Origin of the sequence: Luteibacter sp. (assembly GCF_036499525.1) — a bacterium.
GTDB lineage: Bacteria > Pseudomonadota > Gammaproteobacteria > Xanthomonadales > Rhodanobacteraceae > Luteibacter.
In genome coordinates, this window is the sequence record NZ_DASYDO010000044.1 from 24,081 (window position 1) to 43,256 (window position 19,176).

At 66.7% G+C, this 19,176-nt stretch carries 17 protein-coding genes; 11 read left to right on the forward strand and 6 right to left on the reverse strand.

Annotated elements, in window-relative coordinates; all coding sequences use genetic code 11:
- The first annotated feature begins 11 nt into the window (after positions 1-11).
- The 8 genes from hisG to hisIE are packed head-to-tail and all read left to right on the forward strand — an operon-like array spanning position 12 to position 7,009.
- A complete protein-coding gene (gene hisG, locus VGM71_RS08845; protein ID WP_331544163.1) occupies positions 12-875 on the forward strand; it encodes an ATP phosphoribosyltransferase in 864 nt (287 codons plus the stop codon).
- Positions 872-2,179 (forward strand): histidinol dehydrogenase, encoded by a 1,308-nt coding sequence (gene hisD / locus VGM71_RS08850; protein ID WP_331544131.1) that lies wholly within the window; start codon positions 872-874, stop codon positions 2,177-2,179. The genes hisG and hisD overlap by 4 nt, the downstream gene beginning before the upstream one ends.
- The gene (hisC, locus tag VGM71_RS08855; protein WP_331544133.1) at positions 2,176-3,240 is read left to right on the forward strand and encodes a histidinol-phosphate transaminase; all 1,065 of its coding nucleotides are present in this window, start codon (positions 2,176-2,178) and stop codon (positions 3,238-3,240) included. Before hisD ends, hisC begins: the two co-directional genes overlap by 4 nt.
- Positions 3,237-4,301: a bifunctional histidinol-phosphatase/imidazoleglycerol-phosphate dehydratase HisB gene (gene hisB, locus VGM71_RS08860; RefSeq protein ID WP_331544136.1), complete on the forward strand. Its 1,065-nt coding sequence runs from the start codon at positions 3,237-3,239 to the stop codon at positions 4,299-4,301. The genes hisC and hisB overlap by 4 nt, the downstream gene beginning before the upstream one ends.
- On the forward strand, positions 4,298-4,891 hold the full coding sequence (hisH, locus tag VGM71_RS08865; RefSeq protein WP_331544138.1) for an imidazole glycerol phosphate synthase subunit HisH: 594 nt from the start codon (positions 4,298-4,300) through the stop codon (positions 4,889-4,891). The genes hisB and hisH overlap by 4 nt, the downstream gene beginning before the upstream one ends.
- On the forward strand, positions 4,888-5,640 hold the full coding sequence (gene hisA, locus VGM71_RS08870) for a 1-(5-phosphoribosyl)-5-[(5-phosphoribosylamino)methylideneamino]imidazole-4-carboxamide isomerase (RefSeq protein ID WP_331544140.1): 753 nt from the start codon (positions 4,888-4,890) through the stop codon (positions 5,638-5,640). Before hisH ends, hisA begins: the two co-directional genes overlap by 4 nt.
- Entirely contained in the window at positions 5,634-6,404 is a 771-nt protein-coding gene (gene hisF / locus VGM71_RS08875; protein WP_331544142.1) for an imidazole glycerol phosphate synthase subunit HisF, read from the forward strand. Before hisA ends, hisF begins: the two co-directional genes overlap by 7 nt.
- A complete protein-coding gene (gene hisIE, locus VGM71_RS08880) occupies positions 6,401-7,009 on the forward strand; it encodes a bifunctional phosphoribosyl-AMP cyclohydrolase/phosphoribosyl-ATP diphosphatase HisIE (protein WP_331544144.1) in 609 nt (202 codons plus the stop codon). The genes hisF and hisIE overlap by 4 nt, the downstream gene beginning before the upstream one ends.
- Positions 7,010-7,148: 139 nt before the next feature.
- Here hisIE and VGM71_RS08885 read toward each other — a convergent pair whose 3' ends face one another.
- From VGM71_RS08885 to VGM71_RS08895, 3 genes are read right to left on the reverse strand one after another with little or no spacing between them, the layout of a single operon-like run.
- On the reverse strand, positions 7,149-8,705 hold the full coding sequence (locus tag VGM71_RS08885) for a pseudouridine synthase (protein ID WP_331544146.1): 1,557 nt from the start codon (positions 8,703-8,705) through the stop codon (positions 7,149-7,151).
- Complete coding sequence (gene scpB, locus VGM71_RS08890) at positions 8,702-9,457, reverse strand: SMC-Scp complex subunit ScpB (protein ID WP_331544148.1); 756 nt, start codon at positions 9,455-9,457, stop codon at positions 8,702-8,704. The genes VGM71_RS08885 and scpB overlap by 4 nt, the downstream gene beginning before the upstream one ends.
- Before the next feature lie 40 nt (positions 9,458-9,497).
- A complete protein-coding gene (locus tag VGM71_RS08895) occupies positions 9,498-10,304 on the reverse strand; it encodes a ScpA family protein (protein WP_331544165.1) in 807 nt (268 codons plus the stop codon).
- 390 nt (positions 10,305-10,694) lie between these two features.
- Between VGM71_RS08895 and dinB the strand changes: the two genes are divergently transcribed.
- Together dinB and VGM71_RS08905 are read left to right on the forward strand one after the other, a co-directional pair.
- Positions 10,695-11,882: a DNA polymerase IV gene (dinB, locus tag VGM71_RS08900; RefSeq protein WP_331544151.1), complete on the forward strand. Its 1,188-nt coding sequence runs from the start codon at positions 10,695-10,697 to the stop codon at positions 11,880-11,882.
- A 128-nt stretch (positions 11,883-12,010) separates the two neighbouring features.
- The gene (locus VGM71_RS08905) at positions 12,011-12,370 is read left to right on the forward strand and encodes a PilZ domain-containing protein (protein WP_331544168.1); all 360 of its coding nucleotides are present in this window, start codon (positions 12,011-12,013) and stop codon (positions 12,368-12,370) included.
- Positions 12,371-12,485: 115 nt separating this feature from the next.
- On the opposite strand, the gene VGM71_RS08910 is transcribed toward VGM71_RS08905, so the two are convergent.
- Both VGM71_RS08910 and acnA read right to left on the reverse strand, forming a co-directional pair.
- The gene (locus tag VGM71_RS08910; RefSeq protein WP_331544153.1) at positions 12,486-14,174 is read right to left on the reverse strand and encodes an AMP-binding protein; all 1,689 of its coding nucleotides are present in this window, start codon (positions 14,172-14,174) and stop codon (positions 12,486-12,488) included.
- 248 nt (positions 14,175-14,422) lie between these two features.
- Positions 14,423-17,167 carry an aconitate hydratase AcnA gene (gene acnA, locus VGM71_RS08915; RefSeq protein WP_331544155.1) on the reverse strand — a complete coding sequence of 915 codons (2,745 nt, stop codon included), beginning with the start codon at positions 17,165-17,167 and terminating at the stop codon, positions 14,423-14,425.
- A 226-nt stretch (positions 17,168-17,393) separates the two neighbouring features.
- Between acnA and VGM71_RS08920 the strand changes: the two genes are divergently transcribed.
- Positions 17,394-18,323, forward strand: a complete 930-nt coding sequence (locus VGM71_RS08920) for a LysR family transcriptional regulator (protein WP_331544157.1) — start codon at positions 17,394-17,396, stop codon at positions 18,321-18,323.
- A gap of 119 nt (positions 18,324-18,442) precedes the next feature.
- Here the strand turns inward: VGM71_RS08920 and hflD are convergent, their stop codons facing one another.
- The gene (gene hflD / locus VGM71_RS08925; RefSeq protein ID WP_331544159.1) at positions 18,443-19,069 is read right to left on the reverse strand and encodes a high frequency lysogenization protein HflD; all 627 of its coding nucleotides are present in this window, start codon (positions 19,067-19,069) and stop codon (positions 18,443-18,445) included.
- Positions 19,070-19,176 lie beyond the last annotated feature (107 nt).

Consider the following 19,176-nt stretch of genomic DNA (forward strand, 5'->3'; position numbering starts at 1 on the left):
TGCGCATCGCCATGCAAAAGTCCGGCAGGCTCACCGAGCCGGCCCAGGAGTTGCTGGCGCGTTGCGGACTGAAGTTCCGCCAGAGTCGCGACAAGCTGTTCTGCTTCGGCGAGGGCGAGCCGGTGGACCTGCTGCTGGTCCGCGACGACGACATACCGGGCCTCATCGCCGAGGGCGTATGCGACCTCGGCATCGTCGGCCGGAACGTGCTGCGTGAGTTCCAGCTGTCGAACGTGGAGACCGGCACAGGACTGGATGAACTGCGGCCGCTGGGTTTCGGCCACTGCCGCCTGTCCATCGCCGTTCCCCAGGAAGATGCTTATGACGGCGCATCACAGCTGGGTGGGCAGCGGATCGCCACCTCTTACCCGGGCCTGCTCGGCGAGTGGCTGCGCTCGAACGGCGTGGACGCGAAGGTGGTGATGCTCGCGGGCTCGGTCGAAATCGCGCCCAGGCTCGGGACGGCGGACGCCATCTGCGATCTCGTTTCCAGTGGTGCCACCCTCGTCGCCAACCAGTTGCGCGAAGTGGCGGTGGTGGTCGAGAGCGAGGCCGTGCTGGCTGGCCGTCGCGACCTTCCTGCCGACGAACGCGGGGAGATTGTCGAACTGCTCCTGCGCCGGCTCGACGGCGTGATCCAGGTTCGCGACTCGCGCCTCATCCTCATGCAGGCGCCGCGCCACTCCCTGGAGGAGATCACCCGTCTGCTGCCTGGCGCTCCCACTCCGACGCTCACACCGGTCGATGGCGCGCCGGACCAGGTCGTGCTGCAGGCGCTGTGCGCGGGCTCGGTGAGCTGGCGCCAGCTGGAAGACATGAAACGCGCCGGTGCCCGCGACATGCTGGTGCTGCCGGTGGAGAAGATGTTGGCATGAAGCGGATCGACTGGAAGACCCTGGACGAAGCAGGGCGCGATGCGGCGTTGGCACGGCCTGCGCAGTCGCGCGCTCCCGGTTTGCGCCAGGGCGTGGAAGTGATCGTCGCTGAGGTTCGTGCGCGGGGCGATGCCGCGCTGTTCGAACTCACAGCCCGCCACGACGGCATCGAACTCGATGACCTTGCGGTCACCGAGGCGGAATTCGACGAGGCGGAGGCTCGCCTTTCGACGGAGCTCAAGGCCGCGGTGCTCGAAGCGGCAGGACGCATCGAAGCTTTCCACCGCGCCACGGCACCCGTGCCAGTCACCGTCGATACGGCGCCGGGCGTGCGCGTCGAGCGCGTGCTGCGCCCCATTCGCCGGGTAGGCCTGTATGTGCCTGCGGGCGGCGCGCCACTGCCCTCCACCGCGATCATGCTCGGTGTGCCGGCCGCCATTGCCGGATGCCGTGACGTCGCGCTGTGCACGCCGGTGCAGTCGAACGGACGTTGCGACGATGCCGTGCTCTTCGCGGCACGCGCCGTTGGCGTGCATCGCGTGTTCAAGCTGGGCGGCGCGCAGGCGATCGCGGCGATGGCATACGGCACGGCCTCGGTGCCCCGCTGCGACAAGCTCTTCGGCCCCGGCAATGCATGGGTCACCGAAGCGAAGCTGCAGGTGGCCGGCGATCCTGCCGGCGCGGCCATCGACATGCCCGCCGGTCCGTCGGAAGTCCTCGTGATCGCCGACGCTGGGGCCGATCCGCGCTTCGTCGCCGCCGACCTGCTTTCGCAGGCGGAGCACGGGCCCGATTCCCAGGTGTTCCTCGTCAGTCCATCGAGCGACCTGCTCGATCGCGTGGAAACGGAAGTCGAACGCCAGTGCGCCGAGTTGCCGCGGGCGGCTGTTGCGGGCGTCGCATTGCGCGAAAGCCGGCTGGTGCTCGTGAGCGATCTCGTCGAGGCCGTGTCGGTAAGCAACCGTTATGCACCCGAGCACCTGATTATCCAGACCGCCGATCCGCGTGCCCTTCTCGACGGCATCGAGTCCGCAGGTTCGGTTTTCCTCGGTGAGTGGACACCCGAATCCATCGGCGACTACTGCAGCGGCAGCAACCATGTCCTGCCGACCTACGGATATGCGCGCAGCTACAGCGGTGTGTCGGTGGCCAGCTTCCAAAAGCAGGTGACCGTGCAGGAACTCACCGCCGAAGGCTTGCGTGGGATCGGGCCGTGCGCGGCGATCCTGGCCGGGGCCGAACAACTGGAAGCGCACCGCCGGGCGGTAACGCTGCGACTTGCCGCCATGGACGTCGTCGCATGAGCGTCCTGGACCTTGCCCGGCCGGACATCCGGGCGCTCGCGCCGTACTCCAGCGCGCGCATGGAAGCGCAGGGCGGCACCGTGCTGCTCAATGCGAACGAATCGTCCCGGCCAGCGAACATTCCCGGCGGCGACGGGCTCAACCGCTATCCCGATCCCCAGCCGCGTGCGCTGGTGGAAACGCTGGCGGAACTCTACGGCTGCGACGCCGGTCGCGTGCTCGTTACGCGAGGCAGCGACGAAGCCATCGACCTGCTTGTGCGCGCCTTCTGCCGCGCCGGCCAAGACGCCGTGGCGATTTCGCCGCCGACGTTCGGCATGTATGCCGTGTGCGCACGCATCCAGGGCGCGGCGGTGATCGAATCGCCCCTCGACGCTTCCGGTGCGCTGGATGTCGCGAAGCTGACCGCTGGCGTCACGCCAGCCGTAAAGATCGTCTTCGTCTGCACGCCGAACAATCCGACGGGGAACCTGGTCGGCATGGACGTGCTTGCCTACCTGGCCCATGAACTCGCCGGGCGCGCGCTGCTGGTCGTGGACGAGGCCTATGCCGAATTCAGCGGCGCGGCCAGTGCCGTGTCGCTCATCGACGAGCACGAGAACGTCGCCGTGCTGCGTACGCTCTCGAAGGCCTGGTCACTGGCCGGTGCGCGCGTGGGCGCGCTGGTTGCACATTCCGAAGTCATCGGTTTGCTGCGCCGGATCATTCCGCCTTATCCGCTGCCGTCGCCCTGTGTCGAAGCCGCGCTGGGTGCGCTCTCCTACGAAGGCCGACGCGTACAGCGTCACCACCTGAACGAGATCCTTACCGAGCGCGCGCGCATGTTCGCGGAGCTGCCGCATGTGCCGGGCGTGCGCGAAGTGCTTCCTTCGCATGCCAACTTCCTGGCCGTGCGCTTCGACGACGCGGCGGGGACGTACCGGCGCCTGCTGGCGGCAGGCGTGGTGGTGCGCGACATCACGAAGTATCCCGGCCTCGGCGACGCACTGCGCATCACCATCGGCACGGGCAACGAGAACGATCGCGTGCTCGCGGTATTACGGGCAGGTGCGGGCGCATGAGCCGGAAGATCCTCTTCGTCGATCGCGACGGTTGCCTCATCGAGGAGCCCGCGGACGGACAGATCGACAGCTACGGGAAGCTGGCGCTGATGCCTGGCGTCATCGCCGCGCTGCAGCGTTGCGTCGGTGCGGGCTACGAGCTGGTGATGGTGACGAACCAGGATGGCCTCGGCACGCCTTCGTTTCCACAGGAAGCCTTTGAGGGACCGCACGAGCTTTTGCTGCGCATCTTCTCCTCCCAGGGCATCGTCTTTCGCGAACAGCTGATCGATCGCAGTTTCGCGCACGAGAACCGCGATACCCGTAAACCGGCGACGGGCCTGGCCCGTCACTGGCTCGCCGACGACGGTTGGAGCCGCTCGCAGTCGGCCATGGCCGGCGATCGCGACACCGACCTCGCCTTTGCGGCGAACATGGGCGTGCGTGGTTTCCGCGTGGGGCAGGGCGGCATGGACTGGGTCGACCTGGCCCATGCATTGCTCGACGCACCACGCACGGCGGAGGTGATCCGGGGCACCCGGGAGACATCGCTCCGCGTGTCGGTGGACCTCGACCGCGTCGCCGATCCCATCGTCCACACCGGTCTGGGTTTCTTCGATCACATGCTCGAACAGATCGGCAAGCATGGTGGTTTCTCGCTGAGCCTGCGCTGCGACGGCGACACCCATGTCGACGAGCATCACACCATCGAGGACGCCGCGCTCGCTCTGGGCCAGGCATTGCGCCAGGCGCTTGGCGACAAGCGCGGCATCGCCCGCTACGGTTTCGCCCTGCCCATGGACGAGAGCGCCGCGCGCGCCGAACTGGATCTCTCAGGGCGGCCGTACTTCGTTTTCGAAGGGTCGTTCCCGCGAGAGCGGGTTGGCGACATGCCGACGGAACTCGTGCCTCACTTCTTCCGCTCCCTGTGCGAGACATTGGGCGCGAACCTGCACCTCACGGTGCACGGCGAGAACGCGCACCACATGGTGGAAGGCTGCTTCAAGGTGGTGGCGCGCACCCTGCGCCAGGCGATCCGGCGCGATGGCGCCGACCTGCCCAGTACGAAGGGTAGCCTGTGACGCGGGTGGTTCTGGTCGACGCCGGTGGCACGAACATCGGGTCCGTGCGCTATGCCTTGCAACGCCTGGGTGCGGAGGCCGAACTCACGTCGGACGCGGAACGCATCCGCACCGCCAGCCACGTCATCCTGCCGGGCGTGGGTGCAGCGGGTCCCGGCATGCGGATGCTCCGCGAGGCCGGCCTCGTGGATGTGCTGCGATGCCTGACCCAGCCGGTGCTCGGCGTATGCCTCGGCATGCAGCTGCTGTGCGAGCGCTCTGAAGAGGGCGACACCGAGTGCCTCGGCCTGGTCCCGGCCACGGTGCGCCGGTTCGCCGGGGGGCCGGGACTGCGTGTGCCGCACATGGGCTGGAACGCCTTGCATGTGACAGCCGGCCACCCACTCGTCGCCGGCTTGCGTGAGGGCGATGCGGCGTATTTCGTCCACAGCTATGCGGTGCCCACCGGCGATTTCACCCTTGCGTCGAGCGAGCATGGCCAGCCCTTCGCGGCCGTGATCGCCGCCGGCAATTTCATGGGCATGCAGTTCCATCCCGAGCGATCGGGGGCGCTGGGTGCGCAACTCCTGCGGAATTTCCTCTGCCTATGACGCTTCCGATTCCCGCGATCGACCTCCGCGACGGCAAGGTCGTCCGCCTCTACAAGGGCGACTATGCGCAACAGACCACCTTCGCCTTCGAGCCCGAAGCGCTTGCCGCGCGCTACGCCGACGAAGGGGCGGACTGGTTGCACGTCGTCGACCTCGATGGCGCGCGGTCCGGGCGCTTCGAGAACCTCGCCACCATCGCGGGTATCGCCTCGAGCGGGCGCGTGCGCGTGCAGGCCGGCGGAGGCATCCGTGACGAAGACGGCGTGCGCAGATTGCTGGAGGCAGGCGTCCACCGCGTGGTCGTCGGTAGCATGGCTATCCGCGCTCCCGAGACGGTGGCGGCGTGGATCCACAGGTACGGTGCAGAACGCATCGTGCTTGCGCTGGATACGCGCTTCAGGGATGGCGACTGGAAACTCCCCAGTGCGGGGTGGACGGCCGACGAACCGCGCACCCTCGACGATCTGGTTCCCTGGTACGAGGCCACCGGCGCACGTCATCTGCTGTGCACCGATATCGACCGCGACGGCACGATGATCGGGCCGAACGTAGCACTCTACCGGCACCTCGGCTCGCTGGCGCCGACGCTGGCGGTGCAGGCCTCCGGCGGCGTGCGCTCCCTCGACGACGTCGCCGCTCTCGCGCTGCAAGGCGCGGCCGGCGTGATCCTCGGCCGCGCCCTGCTCGAAGGCGCTTTCACCTTGGTCGATGCTTTCGTCGCCGCGGAACGGGCGAATGCGTCATGCTGAGCCGTCGCATCGTGCCCTGCCTGGACGTGCGCGATGGACGGGTGGTGAAGGGCGTACGCTTCCGCGACCACGTCGTCGTGGGAGAAATCGTCGACCTCGCGCTGCGCTATCGCGACGAGGGTGCCGACGAACTCGTGTTCTACGACATCACGGCGAGCCCGGAAGGGCGGCGCGTCGACCGTGCCTGGGTGGAGCGCGTGGCACGCGAGATCGACATCCCGTTCTGTGTCGCGGGTGGTATACGCAGCGTGGAGGACGCGCGCGACGTGCTGCACGCCGGCGCGGACAAGATATCCATCAACTCGCCCGCGCTCGAGCGCCCGGCGCTGGTCGGCGAGCTTGCCGATGCCTTCGGTGTGCAATGTGTCGTCGTGGGCGTGGACAGCTTGCGCGACGAAGACGGGGAGTGGCGCGTTCGCCAGTACACGGGCGACCCGTCGCGCACCCGCGCCCTGCGCAAGCGCACGCTGGACTGGATCGACGACGTGCAGCGCCTCGGCGCGGGCGAGATCGTTCTCAATTGCATGGGCACGGACGGCGTCCGGCGCGGCTACGATATCGAGCAACTGAAGGCCGCGCGGGCGGTCAGCCGCGTGCCGCTGGTGGCCTCGGGCGGTGCGGGCGTGCCGGCCCACTTCAGCGACGTTTTCCGTGAGGCCGACGTCGACGCGGCGCTCGCGGCCAGCGTGTTCCATACGGGCGACATCGGGATTCCCGCGTTGAAGCGCGAGCTGCGGGAGCAAGGTATCGAGGTGAGGTTATGAACGCTACGAACGCGGATTTCGCGAAGGGCGACGGTTTGCTGCCGGCGATCGTGCAGCACGCACGCAACGGCGAAGTGCTGATGCTGGGTTACATGGACGAGGCCGCGTTGAAAGCCACGCGCCAGTGCGGCCTCGTCACCTTTTTCAGCCGCAGCAGGCAGCGCCTCTGGACCAAAGGCGAAACGTCCGGGAATACGTTGACCGTCGTCGACGCGCGGCTGGACTGCGATGCGGACACGATCCTGGTGCGCGCGCTTCCCGCGGGCCCGACCTGCCATAACGGTACATCGAGTTGCTTCGGCGATGACGTGGCGCCGTCGTTGGGTTTTCTCGCGGAGCTGGATGCGCTGGTGGCTTCCCGATATACGGAGCGTCCGCCCGGAAGCTATACGACGAAGCTGTTCGAGGACGGCCTTCGCCGCATCGCGCAGAAAGTGGGCGAGGAGGGCGTCGAAACGTCGTTGGCGGTGGTCGCGCAAGACGACGAAGCACTGGTCGGCGAAGCGGCCGATCTTGTGTTTCACCTGATGGTGGCGCTAAGGGCACGCGGCATCGGTTTCGATGCCGTCGCTACAAAGCTAGCCGCACGCCACACCCCTATGTAGAAGGAGCCGCTGTAGCGGCTCCCACACGGTGGTTACAGGACTTCCACCACCGCCGGGGAGGGGCCTTGCGCCTGCAACAGGGCCAGCGTTTCCCGCGACTTGGAGCAGCGCGGGTTATGCCAGATCGTCAGCATGGCGCTTACCGATTGCCGCCGCGATTGCCGCCGCCACCGCCACCGCCGCGGTTGCCACCGCCACCCGGCCGCCCGCCACGGTTGCCGCCGGGACGCGGACCACCGGCACGGTTACCGCCGCTGCCACCCGGACCACCGGCACGGTTACCGCCACCGCTGCCACCCGGGCCACCGGCGCGGTTACCGCCACCGCCGCCACTCGGTCCGCCGGTACGGTTGCCGCCACCCGGACGGCCCGCACGATTGCCACCGCCTTCGAAACGGCTGCCAGTGGCGGAGCGATTGCCCTCGGCACGCGCGGGGCCCTGGCCAGCCGGACGGTTGCCACCGCCGGCATTGCCCGGACGCCCACCCGGCCGCGGACCGCGGTTGCCGGTGTTACCCGCATTACCGGCTGTATTGCCGCCACCGGTACGGCTGTCGCCGGCAAACCAGGTGCGGATCGCCGGCAGTTCCTGGCCCGGCGCGACGCGACGCGACTTGCGCTGGGCGCCGCCGCCTGCACGGTCCGGACGTGCGACATTGCCGTTCACCTCGCGGCGCGGAGCGCCACCCGGGCCTGTGGCACGTCCACCACGCCCGCCGCGCGGGTTGTCGTCGCGGATGCGGTCGAAGGCGGTGAGTTCGCGCGCTTCGTCGTGACGCCCCGAGCTCCACGCGCCGGTGGCGCGGGTGTCGGGGCGATATTCGGTGACGTGGCGTGGCGCGCGGCGCTGGTGCACCACGGCGCTCAGCGTCAGCACGGGAGCCGGCGCGCCGAGGCCGGTGCGCTCGCGCAGTTCCTTGATGGCGGTCTCATCCAGGTTTTCGCAGTCGCCGCGGCGCAGCGCACGCGGAAGTTCCACGGAGCCGTAGCGGATGCGCTTCAGGCGGCTGACGAGGAAGCCCTGGGAATCCCACAGACGACGCACTTCGCGGTTACGACCTTCACGGATGGTGACGCGGAACCAGCTGTGGCTGCCGCCTCGGCTGATGACGCCGATTTCGTCGAAGCGCGCGGGACCGTCTTCCAGTTCCACGCCGGCCTTGAGGCGTTCGATCACCTCGTCCGGCACTTCGCCATGGACGCGGCAGAGGTATTCGCGTTCCAGGCCGCTCTTCGGATGCATCAGCGCGTTGGCGAGTTCGCCGTCGGTCGTCAGCAGCAGCAGGCCCGTGGTGTTGATATCGAGGCGGCCCACGGCGACCCAGCGCGCGCCACGCAGGCGCGGCAACTGTTCGAATACAGTGGGACGGCCTTCGGTGTCTTCTCGGGTGGTCACCACGCCTTCCGGCTTGTGATAGACCAGCACTTCCGCATCGCTTCGGTTGTCGGTGGCGACGACGAACTGTTTGCCGTCGAGGATCACGCGGTCGCCGGCGTGGACGCTCGCGCCGATGGTGGCGACGGTGCCGTTGACCTCGACTTCGCCAGCCTGGATGCGCTGTTCCAGCATCCGGCGCGAACCGAGTCCGGCATTGGCGAGGACCTTGTGCAGGCGCTCCTCGAGTTGTTGGGTGGTATCGGGGGCTTCACTGCCGCCGCGCTTCAGGGTGAGCAGGGAACGTTGTGGCGCATTCATGCGCGTGACTCCTCGGTGTCTTTCTCGGCGTCGCCGTCTTCGGCGTCGCTTGGGGGGTTCTCTGCCTCGTCGGCAGTGGGGGAAGCCGCGGCGACGTCTTCGTCGCCGTCAGGCAGCTGGTTCGCGGCTTCGGCCGCGGAATCTTCGTTTTCGTCGTCGGGCATGGCAGCCCGGGCCGGCGCGGGTTCCGCATCGCCTTCGAAGCGCATTTGCGGATTAAGTTCCTCCAGGTCGCGGATCTCGGACAACGGAGGCAGGGCATCGAGTGACTTCAGGTTGAAGTAGTCGAGGAAGGTGCGGGTGGTGCCGAACAACGCCGGCTTGCCCGGTACGTCGCGGTGGCCCACCACGCGGATCCACTCGCGTTCTTCCAGCGTCTTGACGATGTTGGAGGAGACCACCACGCCGCGGATCTGTTCGATTTCCGGGCGGGTGATCGGCTGGCGATAGGCGATCAGGGCCAGGGTCTCCAACAGGGCGCGCGAATAACGGCTCGGTTTTTCCGCCCACATCCGCGACACCCATCCATGCATTTCGCGCCGCACCTGGTAGCGCCAGCCGGAGGCGACCTCCACCAGTTCCACACCGCGCCCTTCGCAGTCGGCGCCGAGCGCCGCCAGGGCCTGCGTGAGCTCGTCGGTGCCGATCTCTTCTTCCTCGCCGAAGATCGCCTTCAACTGCGCGATGGTCATCGGCTGGGTCGACGCCAGCAGCGCCGCTTCCACGATGGGTTTGAGTTGTTCGGGTTGCATAGGCCCTTGGATGGTGGTTTCGTGGCCCCTGGGGGAGCCGTCAGGCGAGCGCTTCTTCCGGCTCGGCCTCGGTCTGTACCTTCGTCTTCAGGTAGATCGGCCCGAGGGCCTCTTCCTGCACGATTTCGATAAGCATTTCCTTGGCCAGCTCCAGCATGGCCAGGAAGGTGACCACGACGCCGAGGCGGCCCTCGTTCACGTCGAACAACGTTTCGAAGCGGTGGAACCCGCCGCCTTCGCTGAGCGTGCCGAGCAGGTCGCCCATGCGCTGGCGCACGCTGAGCGGCTCGCGCTGGATCGCATGGTGCGTGAACAGGTCGGCGCGGTTGAGCACGTCCTTGAGCGCGAGCAGCAGCTCCTTCAGATCCAGCGGGGGTGGCACGCGCACCACGTTGTGCTCGCCGACGAAGGCGTGGACCACCGTGGTATCGCGTTCCAGGCGCGGCAGTTCTTCGATATCCGCCGCGGCCTTCTTGAAGCGTTCGTACTCCTGCAGACGCCGGACAAGCTCTGCGCGGGGATCCTCCTCCAGGCCTTCCTCGGCCGGCGGCCGCGGCAGCAGCAGCCTGGATTTGATCTCCGCCAGGATCGCGGCCATCAGCAGGTATTCCGCCGCGAGTTCCAGTCGCATCACCTCGCGCATCATCTCGATGTAGTCCATGTACTGCCGGGTGATCTCGGCGACGGGAATATCGAGGATGTCCAGGTTCTGCCGGCGGATCAGGTAGAGCAGCAGGTCCAGTGGACCTTCGAACGATTCGAGGATGACTTCGAGCGCGTCCGGCGGAATATACAGATCCTGCGGCATCTGCAGCACGGGCTGCCCGCGCACCAGCGCGAGAGGCATTTCCTGTTGCTGCGGGATACCTGCGAAGGCATCCTGGGTTTTTTCGACCACCTGGACTTCGGTTGTCTCGTTAGTCATCGGCACATGTCAGAAGGGTCGCGGGAGCGACCGGTAGCGCAACAATCGATGCCGTCCGGCGGCTTTACCGCCACCCCGCCAGGCATGCCACGCATCGTCGCCGACGAGCGATAGGCATGGCCGCTGGACACCCCAGGAGGGTCACCGTCTGTGAAGGAACGTCGGGAGCAGAGCGCGGCCGGTCCCAGGAACAGACCGGTGAGGGCGCGACGCCCGAATAAGTTCACCCGATGCCATACAGGGTATCGCCTGCGCCGATCCAAGTCCAGCGGCGACCCGCCTGCCAGACAGGCCTTGCGGCACAATAGCGTCATGCAGCCGGTCCAGCGCGCCATCATTCACGTCGACATGGACGCTTTCTACGCGTCGGTGGAGGAACTGGACGACCCCTCGGTGGCCGGGAAGCCGGTGATCGTGGCCGGCCTGGGACGGCGTGGCGTGGTTTCCACGGCGAATTACGAGGCGCGGAAATATGGCGTCCGCTCGGCCATGGCCACCGCCGAGGCCCGCCGCCGCTGCCCGAACGGCATATATATCGTCCCGCGCCATTCGCGTTACCAGGAAATCTCGACCGTGGTGTTCGGCGTCTTCGCCGAATTCACCCCCATGATCGAAGGGCTATCGCTGGACGAAGCCTTTCTTGACGTGACCGCTAGCTTGAGATTGTTCTCGTCGATCGAGGCGATCGGCCGCCGGGTGAAGGACGAAATCCGCGCCCGTACGGGCCTCAATGCTTCCGTGGGCATGGCCCATAACAAGCTCCTCGCCAAACTGGCCAGCGAGCTGTCGAAGCCGGACGGCTTCCTGCGTATCGCCCAAGAGGAGATCCGCGGGTACCTCGACCCGCTGCCTGTCGGGCGCATGTGGACGGTGGGGAAGGTGGCCGAAGAGGCGCTGCACAAGGTGGGCATCCGTACCATCGGCGATCTGGTGCGATCCGATGCGTGGCGCCTGAACAAGGCGGTCGGCGAGCGCCATGCGGCCCAGCTGCGGGAGCTTTGCCGTGGCGAGGACCGGCGACCGGTGATCACCGACGCGCCCGAGGTATCCATTGGCGCGGAATGGACCTTCGAGTACGACCTGGAAGAGCTCGCGATCGCCGAGGCCTGGCTCCTTCGCCAATGCGAAAAGGTGGGGGCCAGGGCGAGGAAGCGGGGGGTGAATGCCCGCACGGTGTCGGTAAAGCTGCGCGAACCCCCGTTCATCACCCATAGCCGGCAGGCCCAGCTCCCCGTTCAGGGCAACGCCACGCCGGATATCTACGCCGTGGCACGACGCTTGCTTCAGGTCTGGTGGAACCAGCACCCCCGGCCGAGACTGCGTTTGCTGGGGGTAACCCTGTCGGGTTTCGACGCCAGGCACGGCGACGAACAGCAGGACATGTTTGCCGTGGAGGTATCGGACAAGCAATCCGACGGCGTACAGGATCTCATCAACGGGCGCTTCGGCGCCGGCGCCCTGGTTCGGGCAGGTGTGCTGAAAACGCGCGGGAACGAGTGAACGCGACGGTATGTATGCGTCATCCAGGCTGCGCTAATGTGTCCGTTTGTGACACGCAACGTTAGTGGACGAGGTGAGTCATGCCGATAGCGACAGGCAAGGACGGGATATCGGGATGGGTGGAGAAGATGATGTCGAACGATAAGGAAGACCCGCACGCGCGCTATCGCCATGCGCGGATGCGCGTACAGACCGCGGTGCTCATGAGCCGTGGCGGCGAGGCGCACCCCACCGACCTGGTCGATATCTCGGCAACGGGCGCGCTCCTGCGCCGCCCGCTGGGCTGGCGCGGCGAGCCCGGCCAGACGTGGATACTCGACATGATCTTCGGCCACGACCTGCACATCCACCTGGAAGCGTCGGTGGCGCGGGTGTCCGCGCGTCAGATCGGCATGGAATACACCCTCATTCCTGAGGATAAGCAGGCCTCGCTGTGGGAACTTCTCGGCGGCTACGCCGATACGCTGGAGGCCTGGCAGGACGACTGACACTGTAGGAGCGCGCCCGGCGCGCGACAGCTCTTGGGGCCGTGGCTCGGAGCTGGCACGCAAGTCCACGAATCGGGTCGAAAAACTGCCGCGCGCAGGGCGCGCTCCTACGGCATCAGGCCTTCTGCTTCCTTCTTTCCTCGTCGCGCAGTTCGCGGCGGAGGATCTTGCCCACGTTGCTCTTCGGCAGCGCATCGCGGAATTCGATCTGCTTGGGCCGCTTGTAGCCGGTGAGGTTCTCACGGCAGTACGCCTTCAGTACCTCGACGGTCAGCGACGCGTCCTTGCGGACCACGAACAGCTTCACGACCTCGCCCGAATGCTCGTCGTCGATGCCGACCGCGGCCACTTCCAAGACGCCCGGATGGTGCATCACGATGTCCTCGATCTCGTTCGGGTACACGTTGAAGCCCGAGACCAGGATCATGTCCTTCTTGCGGTCGACGATGAACGCCTGGCCGGTTTCGTCCATGCGGGCGATATCGCCCGTGCGCAACCAGCCGTCGGCGTCGAGCACCTTGGCCGTTTCTTCCGGCTGGGCCCAGTAGCCTTTCATCACCTGCGGACCGCGGATGCAGAGTTCGCCCACTTCGCCGAGGGGCAGCACCTTGCCGTCCTCGTCGCGGATCTGCGCGTCGGTAGCCGGAATGGGGTAGCCGATGGAGCCCGTGTAGTCCGTGATGTCCACGCGGTTGGCGAAGGCGACGGGCGAGGTCTCGGTGAGGCCGTAGCCCTCGATGATCGGATGACCGGTGACCTTCTTCCAGCGCTCCGCGACGCGGCGTTGTACCGCCATCCCACCGGCCATCGTCAGCTTCAGCTGCGAGAAGTCCACCTGGTCGAAGCCGGGCGTGTTCAACAGGCCGTTGAACAGCGTGTTGACGCCGGTGATCGCGGTGAACTTGGTCTTCCGCAGTTCCTTGACGAAGCCGCGCATGTCGCGCGGGTTCGTGATGAGGTGGTTCTGGCCGCCCAGGCTCGCGAAAATAAGGCAGTTCACCGTCAACGAAAAGATGTGATACAGCGGCAGCGCCGTGATGATCGTTTCCTCGCCCGGCGTGGCGTGGCCCGCGACCCACGGACGGGTCTGCAGCATGTTGGCGATCATGTTGCGGTGGGTGAGCATGGCGCCCTTCGCCACGCCCGTGGTGCCGCCGGTGTACTGCAGGAAGGCGACATCGTCGTGGTCGATCTCGACGGCCGGCAGGGGATGCGGCTTGCCGCGCTCCAGGGCGGCGCGGAAGCGCACGGCCCGGGGCAGGTCGAAGGCGGGCACTTCCTTGCGGATGCTCTTCACCACGAAGTTGATGATGTTGCCCTTCGGGAAGCCCACCATGTCGCCGACGGCGGTGGTGATGACGTGCTGCACCTTGGTGCCGTCCAGCGCCTTCTGCGCCGTGGCCGCGAAGTTGTCCAGGACCACCAGCGCCTTCGCGCCCGAATCTTCCAGTTGGTGATGCAGTTCGCGCGTGGTGTACAGCGGATTCGTGTTCACTACGGTGAGGCCGAGGCGCAGCGCGCCGAACATCGCGATGGGATACTGCAGCAGGTTCGGCAGCATGATCGCCAGGCGGTCGCCTTTCTTCAGGCCGAGCTCGCCTGAGAGGTATCCGGCGAAGGCCTGGGACAGTTCGTCGATCTGGCCATAAGTGAGGACTTTGCCGAAATTCGTGAACGCGGGGCGGTTACGAAATTTCTGAAAGGATTCATCGAGCAGGGCCGCTATGGAGCGGAACTCGTTGACGTCAATGTCGGCGGGAATGCCGGCCGGATAGTGGTCAAGCCACGGACGGTCGATGCTCATGAATCGGACGGACTCCAGGATTTGTGACGCATGCACGATTGTCGTGCGGTCGCGAGGCATTGGAGCATACGCGCGCGTACAGCGGCAAGCCGCATCGCAGCGGCATCCGGGCGGGAGGAAAAGCACGATGTGGAAGGGGGAAAAGCTGCTGCTTTGCTGTCACGCGCCCGACGAGGAGCAGGTACGCAAGGCGATCGCGGCGACAAAAAAAACGCCCCGGTTTCCCGGGGCGCTCTTGAATGCGGCTTTTAAGCCGCCTTCGCCAACTGGCGAAGCACGTACTGCAGGATGCCGCCGTGGCGGAAGAACTCGCGTTCCTTCGGGGTGAGCAGCAGCACCTTCACGGTGAACGACTTGACCGAACCGTCCGGACGCGTGGCCTTGACCGTCGCCGTCTTCGACTCGCCGCCGTTCAGGCCGGTAACGTCGAACACTTCGTCGCCCTTCAGGCCGAGCGTCTGCGCGTTCTCGCCGTCCTGGAACTGGCAGGGCAGGACGCCCATGCCCACCAGGTTGGAGCGGTGGATGCGCTCGAAGCTCTCGGCGATCACGGCCTTCACGCCGAGCAGCAGGGTGCCCTTGGCCGCCCAGTCGCGCGACGAACCGGTGCCGTATTCCTTGCCGGCAAGGACCACCAGCGGCGTGCCGTCGGCCTTGTACTTCATGGCGGCATCGTAGATGGCCATCTGCTCGCCGGTCGGGACGTGCCTGGTGTAGCCGCCCTCGACGCCGTCCAGCATCAGGTTCTTGATGCGGATGTTGGCGAAGGTGCCGCGCACCATCACGTCGTCGTTACCGCGACGCGAACCGTAGGAGTTGAAGTCCTTCGGTTCCACGCCCTTGGAGATCAGGAAACGGCCCGCCGGGCTGTCCTTCTTGATCGAGCCGGCCGGAGAGATGTGGTCTGTGGTGATCGAGTCGCCGAAGATGCCCATGGCGTGCGCGCCGTGGATGTCCTCGATGGTGCCGGCCTCGGCGCTCATGCCGTCGAAGTACGGCGGGTTCTTGATGTAGGTCGAATCGTCCCACGCGTAGGTCTTGCCATCCGGCGAAGCGATCGCATTCCAGCGGCTGTCGCCCTTGAAGACATCGGCGTAGCTGTCCTTGAACATCTGCGGGCTGATCGCGCCGGCGATGGCGTCGGACACCTCCTGGTTGCTCGGCCAGATGTCCTTCAGGTACACCGGCTGGCCGTCGTTGCCCGTGGCGATCGCGTCCTTGGTCAGGTCGATGTCGAGGGTGCCGGCCAGCGCGTAGGCGACCACCAGCGGCGGCGAGGCCAGGTAGTTCATCTTCACTTCCGGATGCACGCGGCCTTCGAAGTTGCGGTTGCCCGAGAGCACGGATGCCACGGCGAGGTCGCCGTCGGCGATGCCCTTGCTGATCTCGGCCGGCAGCGGACCGGAGTTGCCGATGCAGGTGGTGCAGCCGTAGCCGACCACGAAGAAGTTCACCTTCTCCAGCTCTTCGAGCAGGCCGGTCTTCTTCAGGTACTCGGTAACCACGAGCGAGCCTGGACCGAGCGAGGGCTTCACCCAGGGCTTGGACGTGAGGCCACGCGCGGCGGCCTTCTTCGCCAGCAGGCCGGCGGCGAGCATCACAGCCGGGTTGGAGGTGTTGGTGCACGACGTGATGGCGGCGATCACCACCGAGCCGTCGTTGAGCCGGAAGGACTTGCCATCCTTCTCCACCAGCACGCCGTCGTCGTCAAGCTTGTTGCCTTCGTTGCCGACGGCGGTGCCGCCGCCTTCGTTGTTGAAGCGGGACACGTCGCCGTTACGCGGCTTGCGGTTCGTGGTGAGCGGACCGACGGCGTCGAGGAAGCTCTGCCGCACGCCTTCCAGCAACACGCGGTCCTGCGGACGCTTCGGACCGGCGAGCGACGGCCTGACGTCGGCGAGGTCGAGCTCGAGCACAGTGGTGAATTCCGGCTCCGGCGTGTTGACGTCGTGCCACAGGCCCTGGGCCTTGGCATAGGTTTCGACCAGGTCGATCTGGCTCTCGTCGCGACCGGACAGGCGCATATAGTTCAGCGCTTCCTGGTCGATCGGGAAGATGCCACAGGTGGCGCCGTATTCCGGAGCCATGTTGGCGATCGTGGCGCGGTCGGCCAGCGGCAGGTTCTGCAGGCCGTTGCCGAAGAATTCCACGAACTTGCCCACGACGCCGAGCTTGCGCAGCATCTGGGTGACGGTGAGGACCAGGTCGGTCGCGGTCACGCCTTCGGGCAGCTTGCCGGTGAGGCGGAAGCCGACGACCTGCGGGATCAGCATGGACGACGGCTGGCCGAGCATGGCCGCCTCGGCCTCGATGCCGCCCACGCCCCAGCCCAGCACGCCGATACCGTTGATCATCGTGGTGTGCGAGTCGGTACCGAACACGGTGTCCGGATAGGCGAAGGATTCGCCGTTCACTTCATTGGTGAAGACGACGCGGGCGAGGTTTTCCAGGTTCACCTGGTGCACGATGCCCGTGCGCGGCGGCACGACCTTGAAGTTGTTGAAGGCCTTCTGGCCCCAGCGCAGGAAGGAATAACGCTCCTGGTTGCGCTCGAATTCGATGGCGACGTTCTGCTCCAGCGAGCTTGCCGAACCGAAGGCGTCCACCTGCACGGAGTGGTCGATGACCAGTTCGGCCGGCGCCAGCGGATTGATCTTGTTGGGGTCGCCGCCGAGCTTGGCCACGGCGTCGCGCATGGCGGCCAGGTCGACCACGCAGGGCACGCCCGTGAAGTCCTGCAGCACCACGCGCGCCGGCATGAAGGAGATCTCGGTCTCCGGCTCGGCCTTGGCATCCCACTTGGCGACGGCTTCGATTTCCTTCGCGGTGACGTTCACGCCGTCTTCCTGGCGGAGGAGGTTCTCCAGCAGGATCTTCATCGAGTAGGGAAGGCGCTTGATGTCGAAGGTGTCGCCGAACTTGGCCAGGCTGGCGATGGTGTGGCGCTTGCCGTTGACTTCGATACTGTCTCGGACCGAGAACGAGTCTTTCATGCTGTACTCCTGGCGTGGCGTTCTTTAGCTGGGGAGGCCGGGCAGGCCCTTGCGGGCCGCCAAAGGTGTCGATTATCGCGCAGTCTGCCGTTGGTGTGCGACCGCCATGAGGCTGGCTACGGCTAGAATGGCCGGTCCGCGGCATAGGCCGCGCGAATCCTGGGCGCGAAAAGGATGAGGGCGGCGCATCGTGGGCGCAAACGCATTTGATGGCACGCAGCGTTCGATGATTTCGATGGCCCTGTCGTCGGTGTCCCTGCGCGATCTGGCCCTTGTCCAGGCGGTGGCGCGTGAAGGCAGCTTCAATAGCGCGGCCCGGGCCATGTACATCAGTCCGTCCGGACTTTCCCATCAGGTGCAAAAGGTGGAACAGGCTCTGGGCGTGCCGCTTTTCGAGCGCGGCGGCCGGCGCGTGGTGCCTACGGCCACCGGGCAGCGCCTGCTCGGCTATATCGACGACGTGCTGGCCTCCGCAAAGCATCTGGAGCATGCCGCGCGGGGAGGCGACGTCGCCTTCGGCGGGGAACTGAGGCTGGGGGTGCCCTCCACCCTCGGACCCTACCTCCTCCCGCACTTCATCGAACCCTTCCCGCAGCGCTTTCCCGGCGCGCGGCTGACCATTTCCGAAGGCAAGCCGCGCGGCCTGCTGCGCCGGCTGCACGAAGGGGAACTGGATGCCGTGCTGGCGCCGCCGGCGGCCACGGTCACGGGGCTGGATGCCATCCCGCTGTTCTTCGAGCCGTACGAGCTGATGCTGCATGCGTCGCATCCGCTCGCGGGCCGGACGTCGGTGGCGTTGAACGAACTGGATGCGGCCGAGGCGACGCTGATGGCCGAGAGCCACGGCAGCGGCGTGTCGGAACTGGGCATGGCTGGCTCGGCGCGACCGGAGCGCATCCAGGACCTGAGCATCGAGAGCCTTGCCACGCTGGTAGCCCTGCGCGGCGGTTACACGCTGGTGCCCATCCTTGCGCACGAGCGGCTGGGGTCGATTCCAAATGTCGTGCTGGCGGCAGTGGAGGGTGCTCGGCCGGGCCGGCACATCTCGCTGTACTGGCGAAGCGCCACGCCGTGGCGCGAGGACCTGGCGGGCTTCGGCGAGCTATTGCGCGCACTGGCGGAAAAGATCCCCGGCCTCGCCGCGGTACCGTTGTAGGAGCGCGCCCTGCGCGCGACATGTTTTGAGGCCGTATCGTTGAGTTGGCGCGCCAGGTTGCAGACTGAAGCGAAAGGCTGTCGCGCGCACGGCGCGCTCCTACGCAAGGCCGCGAAGCTTTAGCCGCCGTCGTCGAGCGTCGATCCGGTCAGCAGGCCGCGCGCCAGCATCGCGCACTGCTTGCGATAGACCAGCAACTGCCACTGCCGACCACCGAGCTGGTGCCACAGCACCGCCGAACGCACCGATGCCAGCAGGGCCGCGCGCACCTTGTCCACGTTGGCTTTCTGCTGCAGCAAGGCCGGCGTGCCGGTGACCATGACGCGCGGCTTCAAGGTCGAAAGGGTGGACGCATACAGTTCGGCCAGGCGCGCGGAAACGTTCGGATGACCAAGACCGAAATGCTCCACCTGGCGCTGGGCTGACACGATGCCTTCGCGCAGTCGACCGAGCAGGCCGCGGTTGCGCGACAGCGAGCGCTCCAGGCGAAGCACGGTGACCGCCATGCGCATCACGGCGACGTCGCGGGTCTCGTCCTCGAATTGCGCCACCAGCGTACGCAGCCCGCGACGCACGCCCGACACGCCGCCGTACACCGACGCCACCGAATCGGCATCGATGCGGAACACGCTGGAAAGACTGTTCTCCAACGCCAGCTCGTCGCAGCGACCGTCGGTGGCCAGTTGCTGGGCGAGGGCGGCACCCTGGAATACACCGGCCAGGGCAAGGACGCGTTCTTCGTTCATTCGGGGGAACTCAAAGGGATTGATAAGGTGGCCGGCACCTGTAGGAGCGCGCCCTGCGCGCGACAGCTTTTCGCGGCAATCCTGGAGACTGGCGCCAAAAGCTGTCG

Bases quoted from the DNA above. Each gene is read 5' to 3' on its own strand.
- scpB (WP_331544148.1), bottom strand. From the start codon at position 9,457: ATGCAACCCGAACAACTCAAACCCATCGTGGAAGCGGCGCTGCTGGCG.
- dinB (WP_331544151.1), top strand. From the start codon at position 10,695: ATGCAGCCGGTCCAGCGCGCCATCATTCACGTCGACATGGACGCTTTC.
- acnA (WP_331544155.1), bottom strand. From the start codon at position 17,167: ATGAAAGACTCGTTCTCGGTCCGAGACAGTATCGAAGTCAACGGCAAG.
- hisA (WP_331544140.1), top strand. From the start codon at position 4,888: ATGACGCTTCCGATTCCCGCGATCGACCTCCGCGACGGCAAGGTCGTC.
- hflD (WP_331544159.1), bottom strand. From the start codon at position 19,069: ATGAACGAAGAACGCGTCCTTGCCCTGGCCGGTGTATTCCAGGGTGCC.
- hisG (WP_331544163.1), top strand. From the start codon at position 12: ATGCAAAAGTCCGGCAGGCTCACCGAGCCGGCCCAGGAGTTGCTGGCG.
- VGM71_RS08920 (WP_331544157.1), top strand. From the start codon at position 17,394: ATGATTTCGATGGCCCTGTCGTCGGTGTCCCTGCGCGATCTGGCCCTT.
- hisD (WP_331544131.1), top strand. From the start codon at position 872: ATGAAGCGGATCGACTGGAAGACCCTGGACGAAGCAGGGCGCGATGCG.
- hisC (WP_331544133.1), top strand. From the start codon at position 2,176: ATGAGCGTCCTGGACCTTGCCCGGCCGGACATCCGGGCGCTCGCGCCG.
- hisIE (WP_331544144.1), top strand. From the start codon at position 6,401: ATGAACGCTACGAACGCGGATTTCGCGAAGGGCGACGGTTTGCTGCCG.
- VGM71_RS08895 (WP_331544165.1), bottom strand. From the start codon at position 10,304: ATGCCTCTCGCGCTGGTGCGCGGGCAGCCCGTGCTGCAGATGCCGCAG.
- VGM71_RS08885 (WP_331544146.1), bottom strand. From the start codon at position 8,705: ATGAATGCGCCACAACGTTCCCTGCTCACCCTGAAGCGCGGCGGCAGT.
- VGM71_RS08905 (WP_331544168.1), top strand. From the start codon at position 12,011: ATGATGTCGAACGATAAGGAAGACCCGCACGCGCGCTATCGCCATGCG.
- hisB (WP_331544136.1), top strand. From the start codon at position 3,237: ATGAGCCGGAAGATCCTCTTCGTCGATCGCGACGGTTGCCTCATCGAG.
- hisF (WP_331544142.1), top strand. From the start codon at position 5,634: ATGCTGAGCCGTCGCATCGTGCCCTGCCTGGACGTGCGCGATGGACGG.
- VGM71_RS08910 (WP_331544153.1), bottom strand. From the start codon at position 14,174: ATGAGCATCGACCGTCCGTGGCTTGACCACTATCCGGCCGGCATTCCC.